This window comes from Inquilinus sp. 2KB_23 (assembly GCF_052115705.1).
GTDB classification, from domain to species: Bacteria; Pseudomonadota; Alphaproteobacteria; order DSM-16000; family Inquilinaceae; genus Inquilinus; species Inquilinus ginsengisoli_A.
In genome coordinates, this window is sequence record NZ_JBFRHF010000004.1 from 141,148 (window position 1) to 158,803 (window position 17,656).

The 17,656-nt window shown below is 69.7% G+C and carries 19 protein-coding genes; 15 read left to right on the forward strand and 4 right to left on the reverse strand.

Annotated features, from left to right (window positions below; genetic code table 11):
• Nucleotides 1–34: 34 nt before the first annotated feature.
• Nucleotides 35–286: a type II toxin-antitoxin system ParD family antitoxin gene (locus AB4112_RS06610; RefSeq protein WP_441717981.1), complete on the forward strand. Its 252-nt coding sequence runs from the start codon at nucleotides 35–37 to the stop codon at nucleotides 284–286.
• Nucleotides 283–585, forward strand: coding sequence for a type II toxin-antitoxin system RelE/ParE family toxin (locus AB4112_RS06615; protein ID WP_309792762.1), 303 nt, complete (start codon nucleotides 283–285; stop codon nucleotides 583–585). The genes AB4112_RS06610 and AB4112_RS06615 overlap by 4 nt, the downstream gene beginning before the upstream one ends.
• Here AB4112_RS06615 and AB4112_RS06620 read toward each other — a convergent pair.
• Both AB4112_RS06620 and AB4112_RS06625 read right to left on the reverse strand, forming a co-directional pair.
• A complete protein-coding gene (locus tag AB4112_RS06620; protein ID WP_441717984.1) occupies nucleotides 582–1,937 on the reverse strand; it encodes a sigma-54-dependent transcriptional regulator in 1,356 nt (451 codons plus the stop codon). The two genes, AB4112_RS06615 and AB4112_RS06620, sit on opposite strands and share 4 nt — an antisense overlap.
• Nucleotides 1,934–3,823 carry a sensor histidine kinase gene (locus tag AB4112_RS06625; protein WP_441717987.1) on the reverse strand — a complete coding sequence of 630 codons (1,890 nt, stop codon included), beginning with the start codon at nucleotides 3,821–3,823 and terminating at the stop codon, nucleotides 1,934–1,936. Before AB4112_RS06625 ends, AB4112_RS06620 begins: the two co-directional genes overlap by 4 nt.
• Before the next feature lie 323 nt (nucleotides 3,824–4,146).
• Between AB4112_RS06625 and AB4112_RS06630 the strand changes: the two genes are divergently transcribed.
• Both AB4112_RS06630 and AB4112_RS06635 read left to right on the forward strand, forming a co-directional pair.
• Nucleotides 4,147–5,478, forward strand: coding sequence for a dicarboxylate/amino acid:cation symporter (locus AB4112_RS06630; RefSeq protein WP_309792759.1), 1,332 nt, complete (start codon nucleotides 4,147–4,149; stop codon nucleotides 5,476–5,478).
• 76 nt (nucleotides 5,479–5,554) lie between these two features.
• Nucleotides 5,555–6,616, forward strand: coding sequence for a hypothetical protein (locus AB4112_RS06635; RefSeq protein WP_441717990.1), 1,062 nt, complete (start codon nucleotides 5,555–5,557; stop codon nucleotides 6,614–6,616).
• Between the two features lie 44 nt (nucleotides 6,617–6,660).
• Here the strand turns inward: AB4112_RS06635 and AB4112_RS06640 are convergent, their stop codons facing one another.
• Together AB4112_RS06640 and AB4112_RS06645 are read right to left on the reverse strand one after the other, a co-directional pair.
• A complete protein-coding gene (locus AB4112_RS06640) occupies nucleotides 6,661–6,999 on the reverse strand; it encodes a hypothetical protein (RefSeq protein ID WP_309792756.1) in 339 nt (112 codons plus the stop codon).
• Nucleotides 7,000–7,084: 85 nt separating this feature from the next.
• On the reverse strand, nucleotides 7,085–8,128 hold the full coding sequence (locus AB4112_RS06645) for a LacI family DNA-binding transcriptional regulator (RefSeq protein WP_309792755.1): 1,044 nt from the start codon (nucleotides 8,126–8,128) through the stop codon (nucleotides 7,085–7,087).
• A gap of 206 nt (nucleotides 8,129–8,334) precedes the next feature.
• Here AB4112_RS06645 and AB4112_RS06650 point away from each other — a divergent pair, with 206 nt between their 5' ends.
• From AB4112_RS06650 to AB4112_RS06700, 11 genes are all read left to right on the forward strand, one after another.
• On the forward strand, nucleotides 8,335–9,273 hold the full coding sequence (locus tag AB4112_RS06650) for a carbohydrate ABC transporter permease (RefSeq protein WP_309792754.1): 939 nt from the start codon (nucleotides 8,335–8,337) through the stop codon (nucleotides 9,271–9,273).
• A gap of 10 nt (nucleotides 9,274–9,283) precedes the next feature.
• Complete coding sequence (locus AB4112_RS06655; RefSeq protein ID WP_309792753.1) at nucleotides 9,284–10,183, forward strand: carbohydrate ABC transporter permease; 900 nt, start codon at nucleotides 9,284–9,286, stop codon at nucleotides 10,181–10,183.
• 37 nt (nucleotides 10,184–10,220) lie between these two features.
• A complete protein-coding gene (locus tag AB4112_RS06660) occupies nucleotides 10,221–11,543 on the forward strand; it encodes an ABC transporter substrate-binding protein (protein WP_309792752.1) in 1,323 nt (440 codons plus the stop codon).
• Between the two features lie 62 nt (nucleotides 11,544–11,605).
• Nucleotides 11,606–12,949, forward strand: coding sequence for an alpha-glucosidase/alpha-galactosidase (locus AB4112_RS06665; RefSeq protein WP_441717996.1), 1,344 nt, complete (start codon nucleotides 11,606–11,608; stop codon nucleotides 12,947–12,949).
• A gap of 398 nt (nucleotides 12,950–13,347) precedes the next feature.
• On the forward strand, nucleotides 13,348–14,010 hold the full coding sequence (locus tag AB4112_RS06670) for a hypothetical protein (protein WP_441717999.1): 663 nt from the start codon (nucleotides 13,348–13,350) through the stop codon (nucleotides 14,008–14,010).
• Nucleotides 14,011–14,265: 255 nt separating this feature from the next.
• Complete coding sequence (gene proC, locus AB4112_RS06675; protein ID WP_309792748.1) at nucleotides 14,266–15,060, forward strand: pyrroline-5-carboxylate reductase; 795 nt, start codon at nucleotides 14,266–14,268, stop codon at nucleotides 15,058–15,060.
• Nucleotides 15,060–15,554 (forward strand): YbaK/EbsC family protein, encoded by a 495-nt coding sequence (locus AB4112_RS06680; RefSeq protein WP_309792747.1) that lies wholly within the window; start codon nucleotides 15,060–15,062, stop codon nucleotides 15,552–15,554. The genes proC and AB4112_RS06680 overlap by 1 nt, the downstream gene beginning before the upstream one ends.
• Before the next feature lie 7 nt (nucleotides 15,555–15,561).
• Nucleotides 15,562–15,933 carry a VOC family protein gene (locus AB4112_RS06685; protein ID WP_309792746.1) on the forward strand — a complete coding sequence of 124 codons (372 nt, stop codon included), beginning with the start codon at nucleotides 15,562–15,564 and terminating at the stop codon, nucleotides 15,931–15,933.
• Between the two features lie 81 nt (nucleotides 15,934–16,014).
• Nucleotides 16,015–16,656, forward strand: coding sequence for a TetR/AcrR family transcriptional regulator (locus AB4112_RS06690; protein ID WP_309792745.1), 642 nt, complete (start codon nucleotides 16,015–16,017; stop codon nucleotides 16,654–16,656).
• A 92-nt stretch (nucleotides 16,657–16,748) separates the two neighbouring features.
• Nucleotides 16,749–17,177 (forward strand): phasin family protein, encoded by a 429-nt coding sequence (locus AB4112_RS06695; protein ID WP_309792744.1) that lies wholly within the window; start codon nucleotides 16,749–16,751, stop codon nucleotides 17,175–17,177.
• A 107-nt stretch (nucleotides 17,178–17,284) separates the two neighbouring features.
• A complete protein-coding gene (locus tag AB4112_RS06700) occupies nucleotides 17,285–17,620 on the forward strand; it encodes a tRNA-binding protein (protein ID WP_309792743.1) in 336 nt (111 codons plus the stop codon).
• Nucleotides 17,621–17,656: the final 36 nt, after the last annotated feature.

The following is a 17,656-nucleotide window of genomic DNA, read 5'->3' on the forward strand; positions in this document are numbered from 1 at the left end:
CATTCTATGTCAAGGTTTGACATAGGTTTGCGCCATGGCGACGAATGTGCATCTGACGCCGGAGCTCGAGCGGTTTGCTCGGGAATGCGTGGCGGAGGGCCGCTACAACAATGTCAGCGAGGTGGTGCGGTCCGGCCTTCGCCTGCTGCAGGAGGCCGAGGAGCGCCGCCATGCCTTCACGGCGATGCTGCGCCAGGTGGAAGAAGAGACCGATCGGGACGGGGATGTCTCCATTGAGGATGCTTTGGCCGAGGTCGACCGCATCATCGATGAAGCCGAGCGGTGAAGGCCACACTCTCCCGACAGGCTCTTCGCGATCTGACCGATGCGGCGCGATGGATTGCGCAAGACAATCCGGGCGCGGCCCGTGCATTCCGGAAGTCCGTCGATGACGCCGCTGCCCGCATCGGCAGCCAGGCCAATATCGGGGTATTGCGTCCTCATCTGGCGAGTGCGCCATACCGCTTCCTGGTCCTGAGGGATTTTCCCTATATTCTCGTCTACAATGCTACCCGTCGGCCGCCGCGTGTCGTCCGCATCTTGCACGGTGCGCGAGACCTGCCGGCGCTGCTGGACGGTCTCTAGCCAACTCTTTTCCCAATCGGCTCCGCCCGGTACGCGCTCGGATCGATGCCGTAGCGGGCCAGCTTGTCGTAGAAGGTCTTGCGCGGCAGGCCGAGGGCCTCGGTCGTGGCGCGCACGTCACCCCTATGCGCCGCCAGCGCCTCGCGCAGCAGCGCCGCCTCATAGCGCTCGACCCGCTCCGGCAGGCTGGCCGATACCTCCGGCTCCTCCAGGCCCTCGGCATCGCCGAGGCCGAGCGCGACCCGGTCGGCGAAATGCGCGAGCTCGCGGACATTGCCCGGCCAGTCATGGTCCAGCAGCCGGCGCCGCACCGCATCGCCCAGCGCCGGCGGGTCGCGGCGGAAGCGTTCGGCGGCGCGGCCGAGGAAATGGGCGAACAGCAGCGGGATGTCGGCCCGGCGCTCGCGCAATGGCGGGACCCGCAGCGTCACCACATTGAGCCGGTAGTAGAGATCGGCGCGGAACCGGCCATCCTGCGACGCCTGATTCAGGTCGATCTTGGTGGCGGCGACGACGCGCAGGTCCAGCGGCCGGCGCTCATTGGTGCCGAGCGGCGCCACCGCCCGCTCCTCCAGCACCCGCAGCAGCTTCACCTGCAATGCCGGCGGCATGCTCTCGACCTCGTCGAGGAACAGGGTGCCGCCATCGGCGTGCTCGATCCGGCCGATGCGGCGCTTCTGCGCCCCGGTGAAGGCGCCGGCCTCATGCCCGAACAGCTCGCTCTCGATCACGCTTTCCGGCAGCGCGCCGCAGTTCAGCGCGACCAGCGGCTTGGTTCGGCGGCGGCTCCAGCGGTGCAGCGCCTCGGCCACGACCTCCTTGCCCGAGCCGGTCTCGCCCAGCACCAGCACGTCGACATCGGCATCCGCCACGTCGCGCACGGTGCGGCGCAGCCGCTCGATCTCCGGCGTGTCGCCGAGGAAGGCCACGCCGTCCGCGCCCTCCAGCGCCGCCCGCAGCCGGCGGTTCTCGATCACCAGCCGCCGCTTCTCCAGCGCCCGGCGGACGCTGTCGACCAGCCGGTCGGCCGGGTAGGGCTTGGCCAGGAAGTCGTAGGCGCCGTCCCGCATCGCCGCCACCGCCATGGCGATGTCGCCATGGCCGGTGATCAGGATCACCGGCAGGTCGGGGTCGAGCGCGCGCAGCTGCCGGAACAGGGCCAGCCCGTCGGTCTCGGGCATGCGGATGTCGGTGACGACGACGCCGGCGAAGTCGCGGTCGACCGCGGCCAACGCGGCGCCGGCCGAGTCGAGCGCCGCGACCTCGAAGCCGGCCAGCTCCAGGCTCTGCACATTGGCGTGCCGGATCTCGGCCTCGTCGTCGACGAAGACGACCTGTCCCGCGGCGCTCATGGCGCCCGTTTCAGCGTGACGGTGAAGACCGCGCCGCCCTCGGCACGGTTGTCGGCCGCGATGGCACCGCCGAACTCGCGCGCGATGTCCTGGCAGATCACCAGGCCGAGGCCGAGCCCTGCCGGCTTGCTGGTGGCGAAGGGGATGAACAGCGCCTTCATGGTCGCGGGGTCGAGGCCTTTGCCGGTGTCGGACACCGCGATCCTAACCCGATCGCCCTCGACATTCACCGCGATGCGGATCTCCGCCTCCGGCAGCCCGTCGACGGCGTCCAGCGCGTTCTGCAGCAGGTTGACCAGGATCTGCTCCAGCCGCACCCGTTCGGCGACGACCCTCACATCCGCCGGCGGCAGGTCCTGGGCCAGCCGCACCGACTGCCGGCGCAGGCGCGGGCGGGTCAGGATGAGGGCGCCCTCGATCGCGGCGGCGCAGGAGATCGCCTCGATCCGGTTGGCCGCCTTGCGCGAGAAGGCGCGCAGATGCTGGGTGATGGCGCCGACCCGGTCGGTCAGCCCGGCGATGATCGCCAGGTTGTCGCGCACCGCCGCCGGCTTCTCGCGGTCGAGGAAGACGGCGGCATTGTCGGCATAGGAGCGGATGGCGGCGACCGGCTGGTTGATCTCATGCGCCACGCTGGCGGCGACCTGGCCGAGGATGGCCAGGCGGTTGGCCTGGGCCAGCTCCTCCTGCAGTTGCTGCCGCACGAGCTCGACCCGGCGTCGCTCGTCGATCTCGCCGGTCAGCCGCTGGTTGGCGTCGTTGAGCGCGTGGGTGCGCTCGGCGACGCGGCGTTCCAGCTCGGCCCGCGCCGCCGCCTGCCGGGCGGCATGGCCCAGGGCGCGGTGCCGGCGGTACAGCAGCGCCGCCACGCCGGCGAGGACCAGCAGCGTCACCAGCCCGGCGATCAGCCGGGTGTCGAAGGCGGCGCGCCCCGCCGCCGGCATGGTCGGCGCCAGCAGATGCAGGGTCCAGCCTGTACTCGGCACCGCGGCGGCCACCGCGAGGAACGGGGCCGGACCGCGGGTGTCCGGCAGGGTCGCGACCACGGCATCGGGCCGGCCGGCGTCGGCATCGGGCGCGATCGGCAGCGGCTCCAGCGGCGCCGCGCCGTATTGCAGGCTCTCGCGCACCGCCGCGCGGTCGGACTCCGGCAGCGGACCGAGGCTGCGGAACCGCCATTCCGGCACGTCGGTCAGCAGCACCACGCCGCGCTCGTCGGTGACGAAGGCGGTCTCGGCGAAGCGCCCCCAGGCCTCCTCCATCGCGTCGAACTCGACTTTGACCACGATCACGCCCAAGAGGCCGTTCGGCCCGTCGATCCGGCGCGACAGATAGACCCCCGGGCGCCGGCTCATCGTGCCCATGGCGAAGAACTCGGCGGCGCCGGCATCGACCGCCTGCAGGTAGTAGGCACGGAAGGCGTAGTGCTGGCCGACGAAGCTGATCGGTTCGCGCCAGTTGCTGGCGGCGATCGCCGTGCCGCTGCGGTCCAGCAGGTAGATCACCGCCGTCCGCGTGCCCTGGCTCAGGGCCTCGAACTTGGCGTTGATGCCGTCCAGCCGCTGGCGGTCGTTGGCGGCCCCCAGCGCGGCGCGGACATCGGGATCCTGGGCCAGCACGAAGGGCAGGGACCGCTGCTTCTCCAGCTCGCTGCGCAGCATGGCGACATGCAGCCCCAGCGCCGCCTCGGCCGAGCGCGCGATGTCGCCCAGCGCCCGGTCGCGCCCGACCGGCCCGGCCAGCCAGGTGACCGCCGTGAACAGGGCGAGGCCGATCAGCGCGAAAACGGCCCAGTCCCGCCGCACCCGCACGGGCGCGGCGATGCCCGGCCTGCCCGCCGGGGCGGGGCGAGGGGTGGCGATGTCAGGGTTGGCGGTCGTGGTCATGCGGCCTGGTTCCGGGGTGCACCAGTCTAGCAGCTTGCGGCGTAGCTGCCTTCCCCGGAGGTTGTGCGGATCTCCGCACGCGACTGTGGCGATCCGTGCGGAATTCCAGCCATGCGCGCGGCCGATCGGATCGGCGGCGAGAGAAATAGCGCTTTGCCATCAATGCGATGGCGACGAGATTTCGTGCCGGTGCAATATGGCACGGCAATTGCTGCGTATGGCCCAGCCATCCGTAAGAAGGGGATCATCCCCGGGGTGGCAGGAAACCCAGGAAGCCGCGCCCTCGGTCATCGGCGGTGCGGGCCACAAGGAGTGCAAGCCCCATGGCCACTCGGCAAGCCGACGCCGCTCCGCGGCCGTCCCTACCGTTCTACCGGCATCTCTATGTCCAGGTCCTGATCGCCGTCGTGATCGGCATTCTGCTCGGTCACTTCTACCCCGAGCTCGGCGCGGCGATGAAGCCGCTCGGCGACGGCTTCATCAGCCTGGTGAAGATGATCATCTCGCCGGTGATCTTCCTGACCGTCGTCACCGGCATCGCCGGGATGCACGACCTGGAGAAGGTGGGGCGGGTCGGCGCCAAGGCGCTGGGCTACTTCCTGGTGTTCTCGACCCTGGCGCTGATCGTCGGCCTGGTGATCGCCAACCTGGTCCAGCCGGGCGCCGGCCTGAACATCGATCCGGCCACGCTCGACACCAAGGCGATCGAAGGCTACGCCACCAAGGCGCATGACCAGTCGATCGTTGGCTTCCTGACCGGCATCATCCCGGCCACGATGTTCAGCGCCTTCGTCGGCGGCGACATCCTGCAGGTGCTGTTCGTCTCGGTGCTGTTCGGCGTCGGCCTGGCCATGACCGGCGAGAAGGGCACGCCGGTGCTGAGCTTCCTGAAGGCGGTGTCGGGCGCGGTGTTCAAGGTCGTCCACATCCTGATGAAGGTGGCGCCGATCGGGGCCTTCGGCGCCATGGCCTTCACCATCGGCAAGTTCGGCATCGGGTCGGTGATCAACCTGGCCTTCCTGGTCGGCACCTTCTACGCGACCTCGATCATCTTCGTGGTGGTCGTGCTGGGCGCCGTCGCCCGCTACAACGGCTTCTCGGTCCTGGCCCTGATCCGCTATATCAAGGCCGAGCTGCTGCTGGTGCTGGGCACCAGCTCGTCGGAGGCGGCGCTGCCGTCGCTGATCGAGAAGATGGAGCGGGCGGGCTGCGCCAAGTCGGTGGTCGGCCTGGTGATCCCCACCGGCTATTCCTTCAACCTCGACGGCACCAACATCTACATGACCATGGCGGCGCTGTTCATCGCCCAGGCGACGAACACGCATCTGTCGCTGGGCGACGAGATCCTGCTGCTGCTGGTGGCGATGCTCAGCTCCAAGGGCGCGGCCGGCGTCACCGGCTCGGGCTTCATCACCCTGGCGGCGACGCTGTCGGTGGTGCCGACGGTGCCGGTCGCCGGCATGGCGCTGATCCTCGGCGTCGACCGCTTCATGTCGGAATGCCGGGCGCTGACCAACTTCATCGGCAACGCCGTGGCCGCCGTCGTGGTCGCGCGCTGGGAAGGCGCGCTCGACGAAGACCGCCTGCGGGCCGCCCTCGCCGGCGAGCCGCTGCCGGCGCTCGACGACGGCACGGCGCCCGCCCCGGCGGAATAGCAAGAAGCCAGGCGGCGGACCGACGGTCCGCCGCCCGGTCGCCGTGTAGGACCCGTGATCGGCAAGGAGACCCAGCGTGGTCCTTCGACGTGTCCTCGGCATCGCCGCGACGGCCTGCCTGATGCTTTCGGCCCTGCCCCTGCGGGCCGCCGATGAGAGGCCGCACCCGGTCAAGGTGGTGGCCGACCAGCGCCTTACGGTGACGACCCCGGCCGGAACCGGCGAGCTGGCGCTCTATGTCTCGCGCGACTGGTCGAAGCCGCAGCCGGGCGTCACCCGGGCGGTGATCGTGATCCACGGCCGGCTGCGCAACGCCGACGTCTACAATGCCTCGGCCGAGAAGGCGCAGGCGGCGGCGGGGGAGGCCGGCCAGTCGGCGATCCTGGTCGTGCCGCAATTCCTGGCCGATATCGATGCCGCGGCGTTCCACCTGCCGGCCGGGACGCTGCGCTGGGGCACGACCGGCTGGGAGGGCGGCGCCGACGCCAGGGGCCCGGCCGCCATCAGCTCCTTCGACGCGCTCGACGCGATCCTGGCCCGGCTGGCCGACCGCAAGCTGTTTCCCAACCTGAAGACGGTGGTGGTGGCAGGCCACTCCGGCGGCGGCCAGGTGGTGCAGCGCTACGCCATCCTGGCGAAGGGCGAGGCGACGCTGAAGGCCGCCGGCATCGCCGTGCGCTACGTCGTCGCCAACCCGTCCTCCTACGCCTATTTCAGCGCCGACCGGCCGGACGGCCATGGCGGCTTCGCGCCCTTCGCCGGCACTGCCGCCTGCCCGAAATACGATCACTGGAAATACGGCATGGCCGACCTGCCGCACTATGCCGGGGCGGCGACCCCGGCGGCGCTGGAGCGGGCCTATGTCGCCCGCGACGTGGTCTACCTGCTGGGCACCGCCGACACCGACCCGAACCACCCGGCGCTCGACAAGACCTGCATGGGCGAGGCGGAAGGTTCCTATCGGCTGGCGCGTGGCGAGGCCTATGTCCAGTACCTGCGCGGCCGCCACCCCGACGGCCTGCGGCAGAGCCTCAGCCTGGTTCCGGGCGTCGGCCATGACGGCGACCGGATGCTGACCTCGGCCTGTGGCCTTGCCGCGCTGTTCGACCGGCAGGGCTGCCCGGCCTCAACCCCCTGACGGGTCTAGCCGGGATGGTGCGTCGGCACCGCCCCGGCTGTCGCTCACTCGTGCACGGTGTATTTGCCGGTCTGGCAGAGGTCGACACCGTCGTTCTGCGCCGTCCGGCCATCCTCGAACACCGTCTTCAGGTCATAGGTGCAGGTGCGGCGGCCATCGCCGATGGTCACCGTCACCTCGTTGCCGGCGGGCAGGTACTTGCCGTCCAGCAGATTGCTTTCCCAATCGTCGACATTGGCCGGCGACACGTAGAACTCCGTGGCGCTGACCGAGGTGGCATTGGTCAGGGTGAATTCCAGGTCGTCCGCCATCGCCGGGCCGGTGATGGCGGCCAAGCCGCAGGTTGCGGCCAGCGCGATCAAATATTTCCCAAAATTCCTCATAATGTATCCTTCGCATAATATTGCGCCGCCGTCGGTCGGAGGCGCGCATCAAGAATACATCAAATTGTGGCAAAATGCAGCGCTATCAGACGCCGCCGCGCCGCTTCGCCCCGCAGGATTCGCGGATGACCAGCTCGGTCGGCAGGGCGATGCGCCGCTGGTCGACGGTCTCGCCCTTCAGCAGCCGGATCAGCAGCTGCGCCGCCTGGCGGCCCTGTTCGACGCCGGGGTTGCGCACCGTGGTCAGGGCCGGGCGCAGCTGGGCGGCGAAGGGCAGGTCGTCGAAGCCGACGATGGCGATGTCGTCCGGCACCGACAGCCCGGCATCGCTGATCGCCGCCATGGCGCCCAGCGCGATGGTGTCGTTGCCGGCCAGCAGCGCGGTCGGACATTCGCCGCCGCGGTCCAGCAGCTCGCGCATGGCGCGGTGGCCGCTCTCGGCGCTGAAGGCGCCATAGGCGACCAGCCGGTCGTCGGGCTCGATGCCATGGGCGATCAGCGATTCGCGATAGGAGTTCAGCCGCGCATCGGTGGCGACGAAGCCGGCCGGGGAGAAGCCGATATGGGCGATCGCCCGGTGCCCCAGCCCGACCAGATGGTCCATCGAGCGACGGATGGCGCGGCGGGTGGAGAAGTTGCACGCATGCTCGCGCGGGTGGCGCACCGACCCCAGCAGCACCAGCGGAAAACCCTGGTCGATCAGGGCATGGATCTGCGGTGCCTCGGTCGGCGGGTTCAGCACGATCATGCCGTCGATCCGCCGGCTCTCGACCAGCTCGCCATAGGCGTTCGGCCCTGCGCCGGGCTCCACCCCCTCCAGCAGGATGCGGTAGCCGCTCTCCCGCGTCGCCTGGGTGATGCCGTACAGCAGCTGCGGCACGAAGCCGTCGACCGCCAGCACCTGCGGGTCGGTGACCACGAGGCCGATGGTCTCGGTGTCGCCGCGCACCAGCATCCGCGCCGCCGAATTCGGCCGGTAGCCCAGCGCCTCCGCCGCCTCGAACACGCGCTTCTGGGTCTCGGCGCTGATCGTCACCGCGGCCGACCGGTTAAGCACCATCGACACGGTCGCGCGCGACACGCCGGCGCGGCGGGCGACATCGTGGCTGGTGATCCTGCGTCGTTCCATTCCGCTCCGGTCTTCCGCGTCGGGTCCGACCCACCTCGGGGAGGGTGTTCCCGCCGCCCTGTTGCCATGCCGGCTTCCGCTTGACAAGCGATCCGACTGGCGCTTGAGTATAGCTAACACGTGTTAGTAACGAAAGTGACACGTGTCATCCGACAGACAGAGGACTTTGCGGCCAACGCAGAGGTCCGATCCCGGGAGGATGTCAGATGGTGGCAGCGGAGTGGGGCAAGCCGGCACACAGCATCGGCTGGCTGCGGTCGCGGCCGAAGCTGCGGGCGGCGCTGCAGCGCAACCTGACCGGCTGGCTGTTCATCCTGCCGGCGCTGATCGGCTTCGCCGTCTTCTACCTGTACCCGACCCTGCGGGCGGTCGAGATCAGCCTGACCGACTGGAACCTGATGCGGGCGCCGAAGTTCATCGGCCTCGACAACTACGCCAAGCTGATCGACGACCCGCGCTTCTGGCAGTCGGTGCGCATCACCATCGCCTATGTGCTCTACAACATCCCGCTGCAGACCGTGCTGGGCCTCGGCCTGGCCCTGCTGATGGACCGGCTGAGCAAATCCGTGACGGTGCGGGCCATCGTGATCGCGCCCTACCTGCTGTCCAACGTCATCGCCGCGCTGATCTGGCTGTGGCTGCTCGACCCCTTGCTCGGCATGACCAATGTCGCGCTCGGCCTGATCGGGGTGCCGCGCCAGGCCTTCCTGGCATCGCCAGACCTCGCCATCGTCTCGGTCGCCGCGATCAACATCTGGCGCCATGTCGGGCTGACCGCGCTGCTGTTCTACGCCGGGCTGCAGGCGATCCCCCGGTCGCTGCAGGAGGCGGCGCGGCTGGAGGGGGCGGGGGAGTGGACCGTGTTCCGCCGGGTCACCCTGCCGCTGCTGCGCCCGGTGCTGGTGTTCGTGCTGGTGACCAGCGTGATCGGGTCGTTCCAGGTGTTCGACACCATCGCCGTCGCCACCCAGGGCGGGCCCGCGAATTCGACCAGCGCGATCATCTGGTACGTCTACGAAAGCGCCTTCCGCTTCTCGAAGATGGGCTACGCCTCGGCGATGTCGGTGGCGCTGTTCGCCGTGCTGATCCTGATCACCATCCTGCAGATGCGGGCGCTGCGCGCCGGCAGCTCGGACCTCGAATAGGGGCGCCGCCATGACCGCGACCTTCGCCCTGCCGCGCCCATCGTCCTTCCGGTTCTCGCCCGGCCGGCTCGTCGCCTGGGCCATGCTGGCCGGCTTCATCGTCTGCTCGCTGTTCCCGCTGTGGATCACGCTGAAGACGGCGCTGGTGCCGACCGCCACGCTGTTCGACCAGGCGACCCTGCTGGTGCCCACCGAGATCACCCTGGACAATTTCCGCCGGGTGCTGGGGCTGGCGCCGGTCGACCCGTCGACGCCGTCCTCGCCGATCAACTTCGCCATGGCGCTGCGCAACAGCGCGATCTTCACCCTGCTCACGGTCGGCGGGCAGGTGTTCTTCTCGGCGCTCGCCGCCTACGCCTTCGCCCGCATCCGCTTCGTCGGGTCGACGGTGATCTTCTACCTGTTCATCGCCGCCACCATGATCCCGGCGATCGTGCTGTTCATCCCGAACTTCGTGCTGATCAAGGAGCTGGGCTGGCTGAACACCTTCCAGGGCATGGTGGCGCCGACCATCCTGATGTCGCCCTTCGCGGTGTTCTTCCTGCGCCAGTTCTTCCTGTCGACCCCGCGCGAGCTGGAGGAGGCGGCGCGGATGGACGGGGCCTCGCCGTTCCGGATCTTCTGGAGCGTGGTGCTGCCGGTGCACAAGAGCGCCATCGCCACCCTGTCGATCCTGCTGTCGATCAACGCCTGGAACGACTTCTTCTGGCCGTTCCTGGTCGGGCGCGACGCCGAGGTGCGGGTGATGTCGGTGGCGCTGTCCGCCTTCAAGACCCAGCAGCAGAACGGCAACCCGGACTGGACCGGGATGATGGCCGGCACCGTGCTGTCGATCGTGCCGGTGATCGTCCTGCTCGTGCTGTTCGGCCGGCGCGTCGTCGAATCCCTGCAGTTCAGCGGGCTGAAATGACCCGCGTGCCAACAAACACCATCGGAGGAGGCCTGAGATGAACGCGAAGCTGTCGAAATTCCTGTTGTCGGCGGCGGCAGCCGTGTCGCTGGCGGCGACCAGCGGGGCGGCCCGGGCCGAGACCACGCTGAACTACTGGCTGTGGGACGCACTGCAGGCGCCGCACTACCAGGCCTGCGGCGACGCCTTCCACGCCAAGCACCCCGACATCACCGTCAAGGTGACGCAGTATGGCTGGCTCGACTACTGGACCACGCTGTCGACCGGCTTCGTCTCCGGCGAGGCGCCCGATGTTTTCGCCGACCATCTGCGCTCCTACCCCGAATTCGTCGCCAACGGCCAGATCACCGACCTGACGCCGCTGATCCAGCGCGACAAGGTCGACACCGGCATCTTCAGCCCCGGGCTGCTCGACCTGTGGACCCGCGACGGCAAGGTCTACGGCATGCCCAAGGACTGGGACACGGTCGCCCTGGTCTACAACAAGGCGATGCTGGACAAGGCCGGCGTGACCGTCGACGAGCTGCGCGCCGCGACCTGGAACCCGAAGGACGGCGGCAGCTTCGAGAAGATCCTGGCGCGGCTGTCGCTCGACGCCAACGGCAAGCGCGGCAACGAGGCCGGCTTCGACCCCAAGCAGGTCGTGCAGTACGGGCTGATCATTCCCAAGATCGACGGCTACGGCCAGACCCAGTGGAGCTACCTCGCCGTCTCCGCCGGCTTCAAGTTCACCGACGGGCCCTGGGGCACCGCCTACCATTATGACGACCCGGTCTTGGCCGAGACCCTGACCTGGCTGCGCGACCTGTCGCTGAAGAAGGGCTACGCCATCCCGCAGAAGGATGTCGGCGCCCTCGGCGGCACCGCCCTGCTCGGCGCCGGCAAGGGGGCGCTGGTCTCCGACGGGTCCTGGAACTCGACCTGGTACGCCAAGAACGTGTCCTTCCCCTATGGCTTCGTGCCGCTGCCGCAGGGGCCGCAGGGCCGCAAGAGCATGTTCAACGGCCTTGGCGATTCGATCTGGACCGGCACCAAGCACCCCGACGAGGCCTGGGAATGGGTCAAGTTCCTGGGGTCGACCGACTGCCAGGACATCATCGGCAAGGCCGGCGTGGTGTTCCCGGCGATCCCGTCGGCGGCCAAGCTGGCGCAGGAGGCCTTCGCCGGCCGCGGCCAGGATGTCACCGCCTTCACCAGCGAGGCGACGCCGGACCAGACCTTCCTGTACCCGATCACCGACTACTCGCCGCAGATCCTGTCGATCATGAACGTGGCCTTCGACCGGATCTTCCTCGAGGACGTGCCGGTCGCGCCGCTGCTCAAGGATGCGAACGACCAGGTCAACGCGCTGTTCCAATAGCCATTCCAACCCGGCCCGCGGCCGCCCTGGCCGCGGGCCCTTCCGCCAACCGGGATCCGACCATGACCTCTCCTAAGATCACCTTCATCGGCGCGGGCAGCACCGTCTTCGCCAAGAACCTGATCGGCGACATCCTGTCCTATCCGGACCTGGCGGATGCCCGCATCACCCTGTTCGACATCGATCCCGAGCGGCTGGCGACGTCGGAAACGGTGGCGCACCGCATCGCCGACACGCTGGGGGCGCCAGCGACGATCGAGGCGACCACCGACCGTGCCCGGGCGCTGGACGGCGCCGACTACGCCATCACCATGATCCAGGTCGGCGGCTACAAGCCCTGCACCGTGACCGATTTCGAGGTGCCGAAGACCTACGGGCTGCGGCAGACCATCGCCGACACGCTCGGCATCGGCGGCATCATGCGGGCGCTGCGCACCGTGCCGGTGCTGCTGGACCATGCCCGCGACATGGAGCGGCTGTGCCCCGACGTGACCCATCTGCAATACGCCAACCCGATGGCGATGAACTGCTGGGCGCTGAACCGGGCGACCAGGATCAAGACCGTCGGGCTGTGCCACAGCGTGCAGGGCACCGCGGCCGAGATCGCCGAGGACATCGGCGTGCCGGTCGAGGAGATCAGCTATGTCTGCGGCGGCATCAACCACATGGCGTTCTACCTGACGTTCGAACGCAACGGCGAAGACCTGACCCCCTTGATCCGCAAGGTGGTGGAGGAGGGCCGGGTGCCGGAGTGGAACCGCGTCCGCTACGACATGTTCCTGCGCCTCGGCTACTTCGTCACCGAATCCAGCGAGCATTTCAGCGAATACGTGCCCTGGTACATCAAGCGCGGGCGCGACGAGATCGTCGACCGCTTCAACATCCCGCTCGACGAGTACATCACCCGCTGCGAGCGCCAGATCGACAAATGGGGCGCCCTGCGCGCGCAGCTGCAGGACCCGTCGGTGCCGCTGGAGATCAAGCGCAGCGTCGAATACGGCTCGACCATCATCCATGCCAAGGAGACGGGAACGCCGGCGGTGATCTACGGCAACGTGCAGAACCACGGGCTGATCGACAACCTGCCGTCCGACTGCACGGTCGAGGTGCCGTGCCTGGTCGACCGCAACGGGGTGCAGCCGATCGGCCTCGGCCGGCTGCCGCCGCATCTGGCGGCGCTGATGCAGACCAACATCAACGTCCAGTCGCTGGCGGTCGAGGCGCTGCTGACCGGCAACCGCGACCACATCTACCACGCCGCCATGCTGGACCCGCACACCGCGGCGGAGCTGGATCTCGACCAGATCTGGCGGCTGGTCGACGAGCTGCTCGCCGCCCATGGCGAGTGGATCCCCGAGGCGCTCCGCACCCCGGCCAAGGCCGCGCCGCTGCTGCGGGTGGCCTAAGTCGTCAGATCGAGCTGACGCGTAGCCTTTCCCGCTTGCGGGACCTTTTCGGAATAGACCGAGCCCGCTCCTTTCTTGCTCCCCCTCCCCTTGCGGGAGGGGGGTAGGGGGAGGGGTCTGCGCGCGTCCGCGCATGAATACGCAAAGGACAGGCTTCGCCGTCGGAGCCAAATTGCCAGAGTCAGGGCCGGTTCTGGGCATCGAAAACCCCCTCCCCCTACCCCCTCCCGCGAGGGGAGGGGGGACTCATTTTAACCTAGGCCAATGTCGTTGCGAGCCGCCGGGACGGTTCGGAGGCATTCTGAAAAGGTCTCGCAAGCGGGAGAGGCTACGCGTGGCCCGGACCGTAAACGCCTTGTTCATTGCGCAAGCGGTCCAGTTTGTTCATGATATGTTCCATGGACAACGCGCCGATCGACGCCGCCCCAGCCGAGACCCAGCCGGTCGACCCCGACCGGGAGTGGACGGTGTGGGCGCTGGGCACGCTGCGCGAGCTGGTCGACATCGACATGCGCACCGCCCGCCGGCTCGAGGGCCAGCACATCGTGGCCGGGAACCGGTTCGAGCCGCCGGTGATCGATTTCGCGCTGTCGCAGGCCCGCATCGCCCGTGCGGTGCGCCTGACCATCGCCATGACCGAGCGCATCCGCGAGGCCTACCGGACCCGCAAGGACGCGGCGGAGAAAGCCGCCGCCGAGATCCAGGAGCGCCGGCAGCGGCGGCGGGCGCAGGTCGCCCGCGCCGTGGCCGTGGCGCTGGGGCCCGAGCGGCCGGCCGGTGCCAAGGCGGCCGCCGCACCGCGCGAGAGCCTGACCGAGACCGAGCCGCTGGACGTCGAACTCGACACCCTGCCGATCGACGAGATCGTGCGGCGCATTTGCCGCCGCCTCGGCCGCGAGCCGGGCCGGCTGCCCCAGGGCTGGGACGAGGTCATCGCCGGGGACGAGGCGGCCGAACCGCTCGACGAGGCGCTCACCGACCCGCCCCCCGAAGCGCCCGAGCCCTCCGCAGATGCGGAAGAGGCCGGCCGACCGGCCCGCAAGCCGCCGAACAGCAGCTGAGCCGATGCTGTGGGCGTTCTTCCGATTCCCATCAAGACTGTCAGCATCGCCCCTCGCACGCCCCTCTTTGTCATTGCGAGGAGGCGTAGCCGACGAAGCAATCCATGCCAGGCGGCGCCACGGATTGCTTCGCTGCGCTCGCAATGACGGGGGCCGGCGGGAAAGACGACGCATGCCGGCATCTCTCCCGATACCGCTTGCGCTGCCCGGCCGTGGCGCCATGATGGCCGGCCTGACGATATGGGGAGCAATGGGGTGACCGATCTTCTGTTGGTCGGCTGCGGCCGGATGGGAAGCGCGCTGGTGCAGGGCTGGCTGGCGGGCAAGGCCGCCGACCACATCTGGGCGGTCGAGCCGGCCGATGTCGCCCTGGCCGATCCGCGCCTGCACCATGTCCGCGACGCCGCGGGCCTGCCGGCCGACCTGGCGCCCGAGGTGGTGGTGCTGGCGGTCAAGCCGCAGATGATGCTCGAGGCGCTGCCGGCCTATCGCCGCTTTGCCGGGCCCGGCACCCTGTTCCTGTCGATCGCCGCCGGCCGCACCCTGGCGTATCTGGAGCAGGGGCTGGGGCCCGAGGCCGCGGTGGTCCGCGCCATGCCCAACACCCCGGCCGCGATCGGGCAGGGCATCTCCGTGCTGGTGGCGAATCCGCTGGCGACGCCGGCGCAGCGCCAGCGCGCGGAGGCGCTGATGCAGGCCGCCGGGCAGACCGCCTGGATCGACGACGACGCGCTGATGGATGCCGTCACCGCCGTGTCCGGCAGCGGCCCGGCCTATGTCTTCCACCTGATCGAGACGCTGGCAGCGGCCGGCCATGCCGCCGGGCTGCCCGCCGACCTGGCGATGCGGCTGGCGCGGCAGACCGTGGTCGGCTCCGGCGCCCTGGCCGGCGCCGCCAGCGAAAGCGCAGCCGAGCTGCGCATCGCGGTGACCAGCCCGAAGGGCACCACCCAGGCGGCGCTCGACGTGCTGATGGCGCCGGACGGGCTGCAGCCGCTGATGACCCGCGCCGTCGCCGCCGCCGCCCGCCGCGGACGCGAGCTGGCGTAGTGGCGACCAGTGCTGAGCGCGTCGCCGCGGCGCTGCAGGCGCTGGGCCACGAGCCCGACATCCGGGTGTTCGGCGAATCGACCCGCACCTCGGCCGATGCCGCCGCCGCGATCGGCTGCGACGTGGCGCAGATCGCCAAGTCGCTGGTGTTCCGCGCCCGCGGCAGCGGCCGGCCGGTGCTGGTGATCGCCAGCGGGGTCAACCGGGTCGACGAGGCGGCGGTGGCCGCGGCCCTGGCCGACCGCCTCGGCGGCGCCCGGATCGAACGGGCCGATGCTGGCTTCGTGCGCGATGCCACCGGCTTCGCCATCGGCGGCGTCGCCCCGGTCGGCCACGCCACGCCGCCGCATGTGGTGATCGACCGCGACCTGCTGGCGCTGCCGGCGATCTGGGCCGCGGCCGGGACGCCGAACTCGGTCTTCGCCCTGACGCCCGACCAGTTGGTCGCACTGACCGGCGGCGTCGTCGCGGACATCGCCCAGCGCCGGGCGTGAGGACGCCGTGATCGGCCATCTCTCCTTCGGCGTCTTCGACCTCGACCGCGCCGTCCGGTTCTACGATGCGGTGCTGGCCCCGGTCGGCATGGTGCGGGTGTGGGTCGACGACACCGCCGCCGGCTACGGCCCGCCCGGCGGCAACGATAAGCTTGCGCTGAAGCGGCAGCCGGGGCCGGTGGTTCCGCCGGGCCCGGGTTTCCACCTCGCCTTCAACGCCCCGACGCGCGAGGCCGTCGACCGGTTCCATGCCGCAGCCCTGGCCCAGGGCGGCCGTGACGCCGGCGCCCCCGGGCTGCGGCCGCATTACGGGCCGGCCTACTACGCTGCCTTCGTGTTCGACCCGGACGGCCACAAGCTGGAGGCGGTCTGCCAGTAACCGGGCTCGCCTTGCTGCCGAATTGCGCTAGATTGGGCCCTATGCGGCCTGGAAGGCCTGATCCTCGAGGAGCCGGGAAGCATGGCGAAGAAGGCCGACGTGCCCAACCACATCGTCACCACCGCGGTCGACCTGGCGGCGGAGAGGGGCTGGCGCGCCCTGACCCTGGCGGATGTCGCCCAGGCGGCGCGGGTGCCGATGTCGGCGCTGTACCGCCACTATCCCAGCAAGACCGACCTGCTGGCCGGATTGGGCCGGCTGATCGACCAGGCGGCGCTGTCCGAGGCGCTGCCGGGCGAGGACGAGGCCCCGCGCGACCGGCTGTTCGACCTGCTGATGCGCCGCTTCGACGTGCTGACGGCGCACCGCGCCGGGGTCAAGGCGATCCTGCGCGACCTGCGGCTCGACCCGCTGTCGGCGCTGGCGCAGGCCCGCCAGCTCGAACTGTCGATGCGCTGGACGCTGCAATCCGCCGGCATCCCCACCGCCGGGCTGTTCGGCCGGGCCCGGGTGCGGGCGCTCGGGCTCGTCTACCTCCTGGTGCTGCGGGTGTGGGAGCAGGATGATTCGCCGGAGCTGGACCGCACCATGAAGGCGCTGGACCAGCGACTGCGCCAGGCCGAGCAGCTGGAGAACACCTTCGGCCGCGGTCGCGGCACCCGCCGCGCTGCCGCGGGGGTGGCGCCCGAGGCGGTGGAAGGGCAGGAGCCGACACTGCATTGAAGTGACGGCTTTGTTGCAGTGCACAATTTTCCTTTTGCGGCAGGGGCGGCGCGTGTAAGGTGCTGCATTCTTGTGCAATCAGGAGTTGGGCCATGAGCAAGCCGCCGGTCTGGGACGTCGATTTCACCAAGGTGCTGGGCGAGTTCAAGCTGCCGGGCGTCGATGTCGACGCGGTGCTGCAGGCCCAGCGCAAGAACATCGAGGCGCTGACCGCCGCCAACCGCACCGCGGCCGAGGGGCTCCAGGCCTTCGCCCGACGCCAGGGCGAGATCCTGCGCCAGAACCTGACCGAGCTGCAGGCCCAGTTCTCCTCCGTCGCCGCCCCGGGCAAGCCGGAAGAGAAGCTGGCGCAGCAGACCGAGCTGGCCAAGACCGCCTTCGAGAAGGCGATCACCGACATGAAGGAACTGGCCGAGCTGCTGGCCAAGTCGAACACCGAGGCGGCCGAGATCGTCAGCAAGCGCGTCAGCGCCAGCTTCGACGAGCTCAAGGGCGTGCTGAAGGCCCCGGCCAAGCGCTGAACCCGGCTGTTCCGACGTCGCGATCGAAGGCCGCCTCCGGGCGGCCTTCTGCGTCTTGCCCTGCCGGATCCGGCGCGGCAGTCTGCGCCGGCAGCGCAGAGGGCAGCATGACGATCAGTTACGACGATTTCGCCAAGGTCGACATCCGGGTCGGCACCATCGTGGCGGTCGACCCCTATCCCGAGGCGCGCCGGCCGGCCTACAAGCTGACCGTCGATTTCGGGCCCGAGATCGGGCGGAAGCGCAGCTCGGCCCAGCTGGTGGCGCTATACACGCCGGAGGCGCTGCTGGGCCGCCAGGTCGCGGCGGTGGTGAACTTCCCGCCGAAGCAGATCGGCAAGTTCATGTCCGAGATCCTGGTGCTGGGCTTCCCCGACGCCGACGGCAATGTCGTGCTGGCCGCGATCGAGCGCCCGGTGCCGAATGGCGGGCGGCTGTACTAGGGCCGTGGGCTGTCCCGATCCTTGACTGAATGTTCG

Coding starts and splice junctions, on each gene's coding strand:
- AB4112_RS06625 (WP_441717987.1), bottom strand. CDS start 3,823: ATGACCACGACCGCCAACCCTGACATCGCCACCCCTCGCCCCGCCCCG.
- AB4112_RS06650 (WP_309792754.1), top strand. CDS start 8,335: ATGGTGGCAGCGGAGTGGGGCAAGCCGGCACACAGCATCGGCTGGCTG.
- AB4112_RS06670 (WP_441717999.1), top strand. CDS start 13,348: ATGGACAACGCGCCGATCGACGCCGCCCCAGCCGAGACCCAGCCGGTC.
- AB4112_RS06700 (WP_309792743.1), top strand. CDS start 17,285: ATGACGATCAGTTACGACGATTTCGCCAAGGTCGACATCCGGGTCGGC.
- AB4112_RS06620 (WP_441717984.1), bottom strand. CDS start 1,937: ATGAGCGCCGCGGGACAGGTCGTCTTCGTCGACGACGAGGCCGAGATC.
- AB4112_RS06655 (WP_309792753.1), top strand. CDS start 9,284: ATGACCGCGACCTTCGCCCTGCCGCGCCCATCGTCCTTCCGGTTCTCG.
- AB4112_RS06645 (WP_309792755.1), bottom strand. CDS start 8,128: ATGGAACGACGCAGGATCACCAGCCACGATGTCGCCCGCCGCGCCGGC.
- AB4112_RS06610 (WP_441717981.1), top strand. CDS start 35: ATGGCGACGAATGTGCATCTGACGCCGGAGCTCGAGCGGTTTGCTCGG.
- AB4112_RS06665 (WP_441717996.1), top strand. CDS start 11,606: ATGACCTCTCCTAAGATCACCTTCATCGGCGCGGGCAGCACCGTCTTC.
- AB4112_RS06630 (WP_309792759.1), top strand. CDS start 4,147: ATGGCCACTCGGCAAGCCGACGCCGCTCCGCGGCCGTCCCTACCGTTC.
- AB4112_RS06660 (WP_309792752.1), top strand. CDS start 10,221: ATGAACGCGAAGCTGTCGAAATTCCTGTTGTCGGCGGCGGCAGCCGTG.
- AB4112_RS06640 (WP_309792756.1), bottom strand. CDS start 6,999: ATGAGGAATTTTGGGAAATATTTGATCGCGCTGGCCGCAACCTGCGGC.
- AB4112_RS06690 (WP_309792745.1), top strand. CDS start 16,015: ATGGCGAAGAAGGCCGACGTGCCCAACCACATCGTCACCACCGCGGTC.
- AB4112_RS06695 (WP_309792744.1), top strand. CDS start 16,749: ATGAGCAAGCCGCCGGTCTGGGACGTCGATTTCACCAAGGTGCTGGGC.